General features: G+C 36.6%; 9 protein-coding genes and 1 pseudogene. 1 reads left to right on the top strand and 9 read right to left on the bottom strand.

The annotated features are described in order from the left end of the window. Window positions 1-189: 189 nt before the first annotated feature. The 7 genes from ACDZ29_RS22760 to ACDZ29_RS22730 all read right to left on the bottom strand — a co-directional run bounded on the left by ACDZ29_RS22760 (window position 190) and on the right by ACDZ29_RS22730 (window position 10857). Window positions 190-1662, bottom strand: coding sequence for a glycoside hydrolase family 1 protein (locus ACDZ29_RS22760; RefSeq protein WP_375088754.1), 1473 nt, complete (start codon window positions 1660-1662; stop codon window positions 190-192). Window positions 1663-1767: 105 nt separating this feature from the next. Further along, window positions 1768-3213, bottom strand: coding sequence for a glycoside hydrolase family 1 protein (locus tag ACDZ29_RS22755; RefSeq protein ID WP_375088753.1), 1446 nt, complete (start codon window positions 3211-3213; stop codon window positions 1768-1770). Window positions 3214-3313: 100 nt separating this feature from the next. Next, window positions 3314-5176, bottom strand: coding sequence for a beta-glucoside-specific PTS transporter subunit IIABC (locus ACDZ29_RS22750; protein WP_375088752.1), 1863 nt, complete (start codon window positions 5174-5176; stop codon window positions 3314-3316). A 136-nt stretch (window positions 5177-5312) separates the two neighbouring features. Continuing rightward, window positions 5313-6146 carry a BglG family transcription antiterminator LicT gene (gene licT, locus ACDZ29_RS22745; RefSeq protein WP_375088751.1) on the bottom strand — a complete coding sequence of 278 codons (834 nt, stop codon included), beginning with the start codon at window positions 6144-6146 and terminating at the stop codon, window positions 5313-5315. Between the two features lie 1571 nt (window positions 6147-7717). Next, window positions 7718-8818, bottom strand: coding sequence for an NAD(P)-dependent alcohol dehydrogenase (locus ACDZ29_RS22740; RefSeq protein ID WP_375088750.1), 1101 nt, complete (start codon window positions 8816-8818; stop codon window positions 7718-7720). 79 nt (window positions 8819-8897) lie between these two features. Further along, complete coding sequence (locus ACDZ29_RS22735) at window positions 8898-9176, bottom strand: DUF2798 domain-containing protein (RefSeq protein ID WP_375088749.1); 279 nt, start codon at window positions 9174-9176, stop codon at window positions 8898-8900. Between the two features lie 631 nt (window positions 9177-9807). Then, window positions 9808-10857, bottom strand: a complete 1050-nt coding sequence (locus ACDZ29_RS22730; protein ID WP_375088748.1) for a 2,3-butanediol dehydrogenase — start codon at window positions 10855-10857, stop codon at window positions 9808-9810. A gap of 526 nt (window positions 10858-11383) precedes the next feature. Between ACDZ29_RS22730 and ACDZ29_RS22725 the strand changes: the two genes are divergently transcribed. Beyond that, the gene (locus tag ACDZ29_RS22725) at window positions 11384-12256 is read left to right on the top strand and encodes a LysR family transcriptional regulator (RefSeq protein WP_375088747.1); all 873 of its coding nucleotides are present in this window, start codon (window positions 11384-11386) and stop codon (window positions 12254-12256) included. A 403-nt stretch (window positions 12257-12659) separates the two neighbouring features. Here ACDZ29_RS22725 and ribD read toward each other — a convergent pair. Together ribD and ACDZ29_RS22715 are read right to left on the bottom strand one after the other, a co-directional pair. Further along, window positions 12660-13357, bottom strand: a pseudogene (gene ribD, locus ACDZ29_RS22720) (bifunctional diaminohydroxyphosphoribosylaminopyrimidine deaminase/5-amino-6-(5-phosphoribosylamino)uracil reductase RibD); the annotation flags it as partial. A 40-nt stretch (window positions 13358-13397) separates the two neighbouring features. Further along, window positions 13398-14177 carry a 2-keto-4-pentenoate hydratase gene (locus tag ACDZ29_RS22715; RefSeq protein ID WP_375088746.1) on the bottom strand — a complete coding sequence of 260 codons (780 nt, stop codon included), beginning with the start codon at window positions 14175-14177 and terminating at the stop codon, window positions 13398-13400. Window positions 14178-14313 lie beyond the last annotated feature (136 nt).

Below are 14313 nucleotides of genomic sequence, written 5' to 3'. Positions count from 1 at the left end.
AGCCCGGAGTTGAATTAAAGCTACCTATAGCTCTTTTTCTTTGAAAAAATGTGGTATTTTTTCACTTCGCAAAGTGTTAGTCAGTATGAAATATCTCCTTATCCCTAAAAAAATGCCCTTGCTTCCATTGAGCAAAGGCTAATTTTTGACGAGTTTCTTCTATTCTATGTCTGATTATCTCTAATTAAATTAATCTAATTTTTCTCCATTTGTTGCAATAACATCTTTATACCAATAAAATGATTTTTTCTTTATGCGACGTTTTGTCCCTCTGCCCATGTCGTCCTGGTCAACGTAGATGTACCCATACCGTTTTGAGATTTGGTTGGTGGATGCACTGATCATGTCAATGCAGCCCCAGCTTGTGTATCCGAATACGTCGACGCCGTCTGAAATGGCTTCCTTCATTTGTTTAATATGCTCTCTTAAGTAAGAAATCCGGTAGTCATCGTCTATAATGTCACCTTCTCGCAATGTATCGATGGCGCCTATTCCATTCTCTGCGACGAATAATGGTTTTTGATATCGGTCATACAGTTGGTTCAAGGCACTCCTTAAGCCCTTAGGATCGATTTGCCATCCCCACTCGCTTGATGGTAGATACGGATTTTTGATTCCTCCAACCAATAAATTTCCTTCTGCTCCCTCTAGCTCTTCCGGATTTGCACTAACTGCACTTGACATATAGTAGCTGAAAGATACATAATCTACTGGATAATCCCTTAAGATTTGTTCGTCCTCCGGTTCCACCTTCAGGATGACATTCTTTTCTGCAAGGATTCTGGCTGTGTAGGCAGGATAATAGCCTCTCACCTGGACATCACCAAAGAATAATGCATCACGCTGTCTCTCCATTGATTTCTGGAAATCATCTGGGGAGCAGCTATAAGGTACAAACAGCGTGTAGCTGATCATGCAGCCCATTTTTGCCTCGGGGTCGATTTCTTTCAAGGCTTTCGTCGCGAGCGCACTTGCAACAAATTGATGATGGGCGCCCTGAAATTTTGCCTGTTCAAGATCAAGGTAGCCTTCCTCTATCAAACCGAGACTTACAAAGGGGTGATGCTTGCAAGAGTTGATTTCATTGAATGAAATCCAGTACTTCACTTTCCCTTTATATCGTTCAAAGACTGTTGCAGCAAAGCGGACAAAGAAATTGATTAACTCCCTGTTCACCCAACCGCCATATTTTGTAACAAGGTAAAGCGGCAATTCATAGTGCGATAACGAGACAACCGGTTCAATCCCATATTTATTTAATTCGTCAAAGACTTGGTCGTAAAACGCCAGTCCCTCTTCATTTGGTTCCAATTCATTTCCATTTGGGAATATCCTTGTCCAGGCAAGCGACATCCGGAACGATTTAAAGCCCATTTCGGCAAATAAAGCGATATCTTCTTTGAAATGATGATAAAAGTCTACCCCATGCCTCTTTGGATAAAATTTTTTATAAGAAGAATTATGAGCTTCTTCTACTTGCTTATGAGTCATCTTAAGCCATTGATCTGACCAATGCTCTTTTGGAATATTTTCATCAAAAGTATATACATCAGAGACAGAAAGACCCTTACCGTCAACACCACTTCCTCCTTCGAATTGATTAGCGGCTGTTGCTCCTCCCCATAAGAAGTTATCCGGAAATTTTGTTTTCACTTGAAACATGATTAAAACCCTCCTAAATTTATATAATCATAGTTTTAAAGTATGAAAGGCTTTAGCTAACATTCGGTACGTATCATTCATACTTTACATGTATCTTGCTGCTTTTTATTCATTAAAAGATGCTACTTCTTCTTTTTCGAACAATACTTCCCCATTTGTTTCGATCACCTTCTTGTACCAGTCAAAACTCTTCTTTTTGCGGCGCTCAAAGGTTCCATTTCCTTCGTTGTCTTTATCAACATAAATAAAACCGTATCGTTTTCTCATTTCGCCCGTCCCGGCACTGACAATATCAATTGGCCCCCACCAGGTGTACCCAATCAGGTCTACCCCGTCTTCAATTGCTTCCGCAATCTCAACCAAGTGGAGGTTTAAGTAATTAATCCTTGCATCGTCATTGATGTTTCCATTCTTATCCACTTCATCATGGCCACCGTATCCATTTTCCAAAATGAACAATGGCTTCTGGTACCGGTCATAAAGTTCGTTGCAAACATAGCGAAGACCTATTGCATCAATCGGCCAGCCCCATTCTGTCTTATCCAAGTATGGGTTGTCTAAGCCCATAATTCCGCCGGTGTGGCCTAAAATAGGCATGCCAGCCTTGAAGGTGGTACTTCTGTAATAGCTGAAACCTAAATAATCCGCTGTATGTTCCTTCATTAATTCAAGGTCTCCTGCTTCCATATGCACTTCTATTCTGTATTCTTTCCAGATACGTTTTACATAGCCTGGATAATAACCTCTTAACATGACATCCGAGAAGAATAACGAACGACGGCGCAATTCGTATGCTGCAAAAACATCATCCGGGTTGCATGTGTTTGGATATAGAATACTTAATGAAAGCATGCATCCCATTCTGGCCCCGGGAATGATTTCATGGCATAGTTTTGTAGCAATGGCACTTGCTATAAACAAATGGTGAGCAGTCTGGTAAATTTCTTGAAGCTTAGTTTCTTCGCTCGAAATTCTTATCGCACCAGCCGCATATGGGATTGTGTGTAAATTATTGATTTCATTGAAGGTCATCCAGTATTTTACTTTGTTTTTATAACGGTTAAAAACGACCCTGCAGTAGTTTTCAAAAAAACCAATTAGTTTTCGGTTTGCCCAGCCTCCATATTCATTAATTAAATGAAGGGGGGTTTCATAGTGGGAAAGGGTAATAACTGGCTCAATACCATATTTTAATAGCTCATCGAATAAATCATCGTAAAAATGCAAGCCCTTTTCGTTTGGCGCAGCTTCGTCCCCATTTGGAAAAATTCGTGTCCAAGCGATGGATGTCCTGAAACACTTCATACCCATTTCAGCGAAAAGAGCGATATCTTCTTTATATCTATGGTAGAAATCTATTGCTTCATGGCTGGCATAATCTCTTCCTTCTATTACACATTCATCCGCCGTACCTTCGACGATTCCCCCCCGAACAACATCACTAAGAGACACCCCTTTGCCATCTACATTCCATGCTCCTTCAGCCTGATTTGCAGCAATTGCTCCTCCCCACAGAAAATTTTCAGGAAACCTTTTTTCTAATGTTGTCATGCTAACCCCTCCGGTTAATGTAATTTTATGTAATCTGGCGGAGATACCTGATTACCATCGAATGATGGTCCAAGTATCCCCACCAATAATCTAGTGATTTTTAAGCGAAAAGTTCAAACAAAATTTCTTTTTCATTTGTTGTTTCAAGATTGGAACGTTTTACATTGGAAAATTCTTTACTATTCATAACAATGACAGGCGTGATCGTATCGTAGCCCTCTGCTTTGATTGCATCCAAATCGAATTCGATGAGTAGATCCCCGACCTTCACTTTATCCCCCTGTTTTACATAAACCTTAAAGAATTTACCGTCCAACTTTACGGTGTCAAGCCCGATGTGGACCAGAATTTGCGCGCCACTATCACTGGTTAGCCCGATTGCATGATTGGTATTGAATAGAGAAGTCACGGTACCGTTTACTGGAGAAACAAGACGGCCTTCTGTAGGTTGGATCGCAATTCCTTCCCCCATGATTCCGCTCGAAAATGTAATATCATTTACTTCTTCGATAGATCTTACAATTCCATTTAGCGGACTAAACACAGTACTTGGACGAGCTTGTATTACAACTTTCTCTTCCTCTTCCACTTTCTCTTCTGTGACTTCTTCAACATCCGGCTGTTCAAACTTTAGGACAAAAGTCATCACTATAGTAACCACGATTCCAATAATAATGCCGATTACAGCATAAATGAACGTCTCACCAAAAAACATTGGAAGCCCCTGGATACCGGTTTTGACGAACATATAGGCTTTTGCATGAAAAATCATCATGAAAGTGGAACCAGCAGCACTTCCAATTATTGCAGCTATAAATGGCTTCTTTAAGCGGAGATTGACACCGTACATTGCAGGTTCTGTCACGCCAAGTATGCCAGTGATCCCTGTTGAAAAAGCAAGCGATTTAAAGTTTTTGTTTTTGGCTATAAAGAAGACAGCAAGTGCAGCAGCACCCTGAGAAATATTATTTACAGTTAAGATTGGCAGGATATAATCATAGCCATAACTTGCAAGAGACTCTAAGAAAATTGGAACAAGAGCATAATGCATTCCTGTCATGACAAGGAATGGCGCCGCAGCACCGAGCAGCAAGCCTGCAAGTGGACCGGCATACTGGAAGAGATAAGTTACCCCAGCAGCAAGCCCTTTACCTAGTATGGCACCCATCGGGCCGATTGCTATCAAAAACACAGGAACAGTGATTAACAGTGTTACCGTTGGAACCATTATTATTTTCAGAGCACTTGGCGTGTAGCGGTCAGCAACTTTTTCAATATAAGAGGCAAACCAGATTGTAAAAAATATTGGAATGACAGAGGCTGAGTAAGTTGCAGGTGTTACCGGCAAGCCAATGAATGAAATGTTTTCTCCAGCTTCTTTAGCCGTTGTCATTAATGCTGTCAGGCTGGGATAAAGGGCAACCGCAGCTATAGAAGCACCAACATAGGTATTCATTCCGAACTTCTTCGATGCACTAAATGCAACCAAAATTGGTAGGAAGTAAAAGGCGCCGTCTGCTAAAGCATTGAATATTTGATATGTTTGGCTATCAGCTGACACGTAGCCTGCTACCAGTAGAAGTGATAATAATGCTTTAATCATCCCTGCACCCACGATCGCAGGCAGGATTGGAGTAAATACCCCCGCTAAGGTATCAAGGATATTTTTGACCCCCCCCTGTTTTTTATCGCTGCTTTGAGTATTTTGTTTCTCCGAAATTCCAGCGACTTTCACGAATTCTTTATAAAGATTGTTAACGTTATTTCCAATGATGATTTGAAACTGGCCGCCCTTTTCTGCTACTCCCATTACCCCGGGAGTTTTTTCAAGCTGTGCTTTGTTAGCCAGTTTGTCGTCTTTCAGATTGAAGCGCAGACGGGTCATACAATGGGCAACCTGGTCAATATTTTTTGTACCACCAACATTTTGCAGGATTACTTTTGAAAGTTGTTCGTGATTCATTTTTAATGCCTCCTTTATAAAATGTAATTGATTTTATAATAGAAAAAACCTAAGTCATATACAAAAGGATGATTCTCCATTTAGTGTATACAACTCAGGTTTTGCCTTTATCAGTTACAATCCCAAGATTGTTTATTTAGTTTCTTGTTCTATCCGTCACACGATGGATATGGAGCATAAGGTAAAGCATTTCTGATTTAGAAAGGGAAATATCGGTTGCCTTCTTTACATATCCATTAATAATTTCAACACAGCCATATACATTTGGATATTTATCTTTTACAACCTCAAAAAGGTCATTGTTTTCATGAGGATTGTTTTGATTTTCCAGTAATCTTTGTGCAAAAAAGCGGAGATGGACCACAAATCTGCTGTAGTTAATTGAAACCTCATCCAAATCAATTCCAAAATGAAATTTAACAATTTGCAAAATATCTTGTACCATCTTGGTTATCTCGATTGTTTTATCCATTTGCTGGCTGCCGTTCTGTGCATTCACGAGATGAAGCGCAATTGAGCCCGCTTCATCATCCGGGAGGGCAACACCCAGCTTTTCCTTTACCATTCTTACTGCCTGTAGGCCTATTTTATATTCTTTAGGATAGATTTTTCTTATTTCCCATAGCAATGGATTCCTCAGGATTTGACCCTGTTGTATTCTAGTAATAGCAAAATCCAAGTGGTCGGTTAAGGTTAAATAAATATAATCACTTAACTTTGTGGATAACTGGGATTTAGCATTCTGGATTATTTCATCCGCCAAATCCAGATGATGCTGAGGAATATCCTTTAACAATTCGTATAGTTTGTTTGACAAGCCTTGAAAGAACTTTTTATCTACCTTGGACTCATCAATCAAATCGCCAATTTTCTTTTGGAAAGCTATTCCTCTTCCCATTAAAATCAGTTCATTCTCATCTTCTGCTGCCGCTAAAACTACGTTGTTGTTGAAAATTTTTCTGATTAACATTTTAAGTATCACCTCCATTAGTACTGAGCAATAAAAAAACCTAAACCGATGGCAATATTGCAAATGTGCAATACTCTCATCAACTTAGGTTTTGCCCAGAAAGGTTACAATCCTGTATTGAATATATTTATTTATATAATAGCTTCAAATGAAAGCGTTGTCTATACTTTTCTGAATATTGAAATTATTTTTATTTTTCTAGATAGATTAGCGTTTATATTATGATGGCATCAATATGTGTAGGTGCGATTCTTCCTAATCCAATCATAGAGATTTTTACTTTTTATCCATTTATTAATCCCTCCCCTAATTTATCGCTATAAGCTTATCAGACAACCGAAAACTCAAGGAAATATTTGTTAATAAACATTACTAGTGTGCTTGAATCCGTATAAGGTTATTAGGTTATCAGACAAGTTATTTTTCGATAAGAATAAAAATATGTATCTTAAATGCACTCACAACTCAGAATAAACAGTAGATAATATGAATTTTGCTTAAAATCTTCAAAAGAAAAATGAAACCCCTTACAAATAATATTAGCAATTGAAAATCTATTTGTCTACAAAAATTTTTCTGAATATTTAATATACAAAATAAATAATAAACATAGATCGATTTTATGCGGGTTTAAAGATACAAATTTTTATTTTTCTATATGAATATTAATAATTAAAAGGGATAAAATATGGTCTTACCTTTGTGAAGTAGACAGTTATAAAAAAGCCTATGCTCCCCATGTTAAATTTACTTCCAGAACAGTGTTTATATATGTGGTACCTCTAAGTCAATATGTTATAGATTAAGAGATGTTTATGATTTATGGGGATGTATTTCGTGAAAAAATTAATTTTTAATATCAATGTAAAAACCTCTTCTATTGATGCAGAAATTATCCTTTGAGGGAAGGTTTATGAAATTGTTTCTGACAAAACAGCTTCTCTTTCTGCAAATAATATTTATTCAGAACATTTTCCTATATTACCACAGTTGGGTACCTCTTAATTTCCACTATCGACTTCCAATTTATAGGCAAAACCATGCGTTAAGATGAAAACTGTTTTGGAAAGGAACGGTATTTGAGTTTTTCATTCTTCGTTTTCTAAAGGGACCGACCATGTCAGATAAGTAGTTGCGTATTCTACTTACTTCTACACATTCATATTATGTGTTAAAACTAGGATTAAACATAATAGAACAGTATCAGTTATCTTAAACAGTTAAAAAATTCAATATTAAAATCTTGAAGATCAATAACAGTTTATAGCTGAAACAAGTATATCTAGAACATATTAATCTTTTTTATAAACGTGTTTGACCTCTTTGGGAAAAAGTGTATTCTTATCCATTTTCTCAACAGGGTGCCCGAATTGAAGTACTTATTATTAAAGTAACAATTGATTAATTAAAATCCCAGAAGGTGTACTTAAGCAAAACGATTCCATTAATTTAAACTTCAATAAAGAACGATATTAGATATACCTAATATCGTTCTTTATTCTTAAAATCTGGAGATATTACTATATAGTTATTTTGTTTTCAGGAAAACACTTTTTAAGTATTTCCTGATTTTATTTATCGATTTTCACGATTGGTTTAATTGTTACACCAGTTTTTGAATCTTCAAATGCTTTGTTAATATCCTCGAAGTCATAGAATTTAACTAATTTATCAAATGGGAATTTTCCTTCTTTATAATATTGTACTAAACGAGGGATATGTTGTTGTGGCACTGAATCTCCTTGAACTGAACCCACGATAGTTTTACCTTCCATTAAAATATCATTTGTAAAGTTTAATGTAACATCTCCACCCATACCTACGATGGAAACTTTACCTGAAACTCGTAATGCTGCAATAGATTGTTTAATTACTGGCGTTGCACCTGTTGTTTCAATAGCATAGTGAGAACCACCGTTTGTAATTTCTTTAATTTCTTTTACAACATCTACTTCTTTACCATTTAATGTGTGAGTGGCACCAAGTTCTTTTGCAAGGTCTAAACGACTTTGATGAAGGTCAACGACAATAATATGTTTTAAACCCATGATTTTCGCAGCCATAACTGCACTTAAGCCTACTGCACCGCCACCATAAATAACGATTGATGTACCTGGTTCTGGACGTAAACTATTCATTACTGTACCACTACCAGTTTGAATACCACAGCCTAAAGGTCCTAATAATGCTAAATCAACTTCTTTATCTACTATTACAACGTTGTTTTTATTGGCAACTGAATACGTTGCGAATGAAGATTGACCAAAGAAAGTAGATAGTGCATGATTATGTTGATGAATACGGTTATTACCAGCTTTTGATTTACCACCGAAGTTAAGTTCTACTGTTCTTTCACATAAGTTTTGGTGTCCGGTTAAACATTGTGAACATTCACCACAGTAGGCGTAAGAAAGAACAACATGATCTCCATGTTGTAAATTTGTAACACCAGAACCGACTTTTTCTACAATACCAGCACCTTCGTGACCAAGTACAGCTGGGAATGGAGCGCCTCTACCGTTTATTGATTCTGCATCAGTATGGCAAACTCCTGTAGCTACAATTTTAATTAATACCTCGTCATCACCAGGTTCCATTAATTCTACATCTTCAATTTTTAATTTTTCTCCGACATTGTGTGCTACTGCTGCTTTAATTTCCAAATAAAACATCCCCTTGTTTAATCTTTGTTGTAAGTTTTAATTGCTTATAATAAACCAAAATTTAATTTTAATTCTCTACTGGTTATTATTAATTGGTTTCTTCTCTCTCTAAAAATTCTTTCTCAATCATTAGTGGTTTTTCCACAAAATCTATTTTTCTCATTATTTGTTGTATTACCTTTGGAAAAAAGTAAGCTCCAAAGAAAGCACAAATAAAAGCCTGTGACCAAGTTTTTAACCATATAGGTAAAAATGTATGATCATAACCCATATTTATTGAGACTAATATAAATGAAATAAAAAAGGACATGCTAAAGGCCATTAAAAATGCAAATATAATATTTCTGTATTTAACGTTAATATTCATTATTTTTCTACAACACTTCCTAATCAAAGAATTTTAAATTACATTTTTCTACTAATAGGTTCCTTGATATTTGTTAATTAATTTCACATGTTAAAAGTGAAACATTTGAAATATACATTATATTTTATCACTAGGATTTATATTAATAAAACGAATATTTATAATGCATCTATTAGAAAATCTAATGTAAAGGGGCTAGTTTTGAAAATCATTCTTTCAGTTTTTAATTCAAAATAAACTTAGTTTTTTCTTACATCTAGATCAAATAGAATATAGGTGAACTCATTTTTCTTTTCGGTTTATCAACGGTCTGAGACATTCCTTCAAGAAATGTCTTCTATCCTGTCAAATCGTTTAATCAAATAGAAGAGTTTAAACTACCAGCAACTTCAGGTTAAGCACAAGTCCATACTAACTTAGATCCTTCATAAAATATCTATTTATTTTATCAGGGATAAATAAAAATCATTTCAAAATAGGTATTCTATGAAGAAAGCTAGTACTTCAATCATAACTCTATAATCATTTTTCTTACCCAGCAAATATAGTCCCCCGAATATAAAGGAACCACTACTCGGGGGTTAGTTTATTTCTACACCTTGATTTAGCTTTTATTATAATAACGAACTTATTATCTTTCTCCGCTTAGTTCCACTAAAATTTTGGCTTGTGTTTTATCGTTCGTTAATGCTTCGAATCCTTTCTCAACAATATCCTCAAGCACAATTTGGCTTGTGACAATGCCTTGCGGTTTTAATTGACCCGCATTCATAGCATCGATTGTTTTTTGAAATGTTTTTGGTGAATAACAGATAGTAGTCATTAAGTTTACGCCTGAATTTGTTAATTGAATTGGGTTCCATTCAATTGGACGAGCAAAGATTGAAACAACCATCATGTTTCCACGTGCTTTTGTAGCATCGATTGCTTGTTTGAAAGTTGGTGCTACACCTGCTACTTCAAATGCAACATCTACTCCGTTTGAACAAACTTCACGGATTACTTGAACAGGATCAGCATCTCCTGAATTAATGACATGTGTTGCACCTAATTCTTTTGCTTTTTCTAAGCGGAAATCAGCTAAATCAGCTACAAATATTTTGCTAGCGCCTGCTGCTTTTGCTGCGATAAGAGTTAATAATCCAATTGGACCTGCACCAAAGATAGCTACAGAATCCCCCAATTCTACTCCAGCATCTAATATAGCTTGTACCGCCACAGCCATTGGTTCAACTAAAGCTCCATCTTGTAAAGTCATATTTTCGCCTAGTAAATGAATATTTGATTCTGGAACTAGTGCGAATTTAGTAAAACCGCCGTTACCATTTAGACCTACAAAGCTTGAACCTGCATAACGGTCAACTTCTTCTTCTAGAATTCCATAAGTGACTGTAGGGTTGATTGCTACATGATCTCCAACTTTATATTTCGTTACATTTGATCCAACTTCTTCAATAACACCAGCAAATTCATGACCAAGCGTTACAGGGGCAATTTCACCAGAGATTGGATCTGGGTTATCCGTATTAATAAATACTGGACCTTCTAAATATTCGTGTAAATCACTACCACAAATACCTGCCCACGCAACTTTTACTTTTACTTCTCTATCTCTTATTTCTCTTAATTCTACTTCTTCAATTCGAATATCTTTTACTCCATGCCATACTGCTGCTTTCATTTCCAACAACCCCTAATTTTATTTATTAATAATGGAACCGCGCTCAAATCATTATTACTACTATCAATAATTTACAAATAGTTCGTGAATATGAAATCAATAAAGCGTTTAAACTACAATTTATCTAAGGTTTCCTTAACATTACAAACACAGCATTTTGAAGAAAATTCTTTTTCATTTTAGCTTCTCAATTTTTCCATGTTTTCTTCTATTTATTTTTATTTGTTCTATTAATTTGATATCAAACAAGCATATCCCCGTTAACTTCCTTGCAAACTTCAATATGCAATTCTAAATCACAATGTTTCAAATGTTGCTGAATCATATCCACACAGAATCTTTAAGATGCCCCCAACCTATGGAAACAGGATCTAAATCAAGAATGCTTGTTACTGTATAGTAATAGTAAGGTATCATCATTTTGTAGTTCTGTTCACAACTATATTTTAATTCTTCTATTTACATTAGTAAAACGAATATTTATAATACAATCATTAGAATTACTTATACAAGGGGGTTAGTGAGATTGAATTCGTATTATGCTTTTATCAAAACCATAGAAACAGGCAGTTTTACAAAAGCGGCTGAAGAACTTGGCTATACGCAGTCCGCCATTAGCCAAATGGTGCATTCATTAGAGGAAGAGCTTTCCACCACTCTTATATTACGTTCTCGAAAGGGTATTACACTGACACCAGATGGCGAGGAATTTTTGCCATATATCAGGAAGATTTATAATTCACATAGGGAACTGACTGAAAAGCATAAAGAGATGGATGGACTGGAAAGCGGCCTTATCCGAATTGGCACCTTTTCCAGTGTTACATGTCATTGGATACCGGGATTGATCAAAGATTTTAAGGAACTTTACCCAACTGTCCATTTTGAATTACATCAAGGAAATTATACGGAAATCTCAAACTGGATTAAAGAAGGCAGCGTAGACTTTGGCTTTGTGAATTCAAATGTTACGGAGTTAACTACGATTCCCTTGCAAGCAGATGAAATGGTGGCTGTAATGCCAGTTGATCACCCTTTTGCATCATCCACAGAAGTCTCCTTGGAGGAATTGTTAAAAGATCCTTATATCCTGTTGGATGAGGGCGTGATACATGAACCATTAATCCTTTTTAAACAGTACAATTTCGAACCTGATATACAATACCGTGTATATGATCCCTATGCGATTATGTCCATGATTGAACAAAGGCTTGGCATTTCGATTTTACCGAAACTGCTCTTACATAAATGTCCCTATCATATTATAACGAAAGCCATTTCTCCTTCTATTATCCGAACTATTACTTTGGCGTATAAGGATAAAAGGGTATTGCCAATAGCAAGCAGGTACTTTATTGACTTTATCATTGAAAGGTATGAAAACCTCAATGAAAGTTAATTCAACAAGTCTTTATGTGATATATTCACAAATTTGGATGTTCATTAAACAAATTATATACAGTAAACTTCTTTTGAACTACCCCCTCTTAGCAACTTGAAGTGGGGGTGTTCTCGCTGAAAATGATAAACCTCCCTCCCTAATTATAATGCGCATTGATCAATTGTCTTTCAGAGCACCTTTTATTATTTCAGCAGATGTTCGGCCTGTGTAGTAGGATGCTGCGCCAATATGGAGAGATGGACGTTTTATTGCAGGAATTGCAATATCAGGACCTTCCGTTCGTATGTCTAAAGAAATGGATGAAGAGAACAGTAAGTTAGTTAAACAGTTTTCTCAAAAAATACAGAAAGCTTAGAAAATCCGACTATTCTTGATCATAATTCACACTGGTGAAAACCTATGTTTCAGCTTGTTTGTCTGTAACCAGCTTTGAATCCAAAGGTATTTTTAGCGCAGATCCATTACCACCCGAATAGGATTACATCCATTAGGAGTTCGGGCTGTCCATTCTGGATTATCCTTAATCACGGTATTAACCCCGACGAGTATAGCCATATGCTCATTTCTAAGCTGATGGACATCCTCCCTCGCTTGTTCTGACGTAATCCATTTGCTGCTAGAAGAATGAGTGGCTATTTTTCCATCTAAAGTGATCCCGGATTTTAATGTTACAAATGGCTTTTTTCAAAAAATAAACTTTTTAAATACTTCATTCACCCGCTGGGATTTTTCCATGGCGATCCCGATCACCACTTCTATCCCTTCGTCTTGAAGGATCTTAACGCCATTACCAGAAACAACGGGGTTAGGATCAAGCGTGGCAATCACGACCTTCTTAATCCCAGCTTCTACAATAGCTACTGCACATGGACCTGTTCTTCCATGATGAGAGCAAGGCTCCAGGGTAACGTAAATGGTTCCACCTTTCGCTTGATCACCAGCCATCCGAAGGGCATGAATTTCAGCATGTGGTTCCCCTGTTTTTAAGTGGGCCCCTATTCCCACTATCCGATTATGATTGACAATCACAGCGCCTCCTAATGGATTGGGATCTGTCTGGCCTTTCATGGCTTGTCCGTTTTTAAAAGCGATATCCATTTAAAATTCATCATTAATGATATTTTTATAACTTTTTTACTTATCTGACGTAAAAAGACACCTCGCCCATGTGGTCATAGTGCGCTATAACATGGTTTTCTTTCTCGAACAATACAGCCTCGGTTATTCCCCCTGTCAAAATGACAGAGCCTTTTTTAATTTTCTTTCTTCCTTCCGCGTATAGCATGCTGGCTAACATCGCAACAGAATTGGCTGGATTTCCGAGAACCGCTGAACTTTCCCCACGCGCTCTTACCTCTCCATTTATATCTATAGATACCCCTAATAAATCAACTTTAAAGTCATAAGGACGGAATAATTCACTGCCCAAAAGGACCCTTGATGCGGAAGTGTTGTCAGCAATAACATCAGACAGTTGAAACCGAAAATCTTTATACCGACTGTCAATAATTTCAAGTGCAGGTACCACCCATTGTGTTTTTTCCAAAACCTGCTCACTCGTAATATCGGGTCCATGAATATCTTCCCCAAGGATAAAGGCAATCTCAGCCTCTACTTTTGGATGGATAAAGTCTTCCATTTCTATTTTCCCCTTATCTGGAACATTCATGTAGTCAAAAATATAACCATATATCGGAGTACTAACGTTCATTTGCTTCATTTTTGCCTGACTGGTAAGACCCATCTTGTAAGCAGTCACCTTTTGCCCTGACTCGATTTTTAGATTCACCAATTCCTGTTGCACCTTGTATCCCATTGATGGATTAAAATTTGAATGTTGATCAGTAATGCAAGAAACCGCTTGTTTCTGTTTTTCTGCTTTGATTAAATATTCAGCAAGACCTCTGTAATCAATCAATTTGCATCCTCCTATTCGGCCAGCTCACTTTTTAACGTATCTCCCACCGCATTAACAATAACCTGAATACCTGTTAAAGGAGTTCCGAGCGACTCGTACAGTACGAGCAATATTACGTATACATGTTTCGACTGTT

This window comes from Peribacillus sp. RS7 (assembly GCF_041956845.1).
GTDB lineage: Bacteria > Bacillota > Bacilli > Bacillales > DSM-1321 > Peribacillus.
Note: the sequence above shows the minus strand (reverse complement) of the source record. Positions and strands in the feature narration are given on the sequence as shown.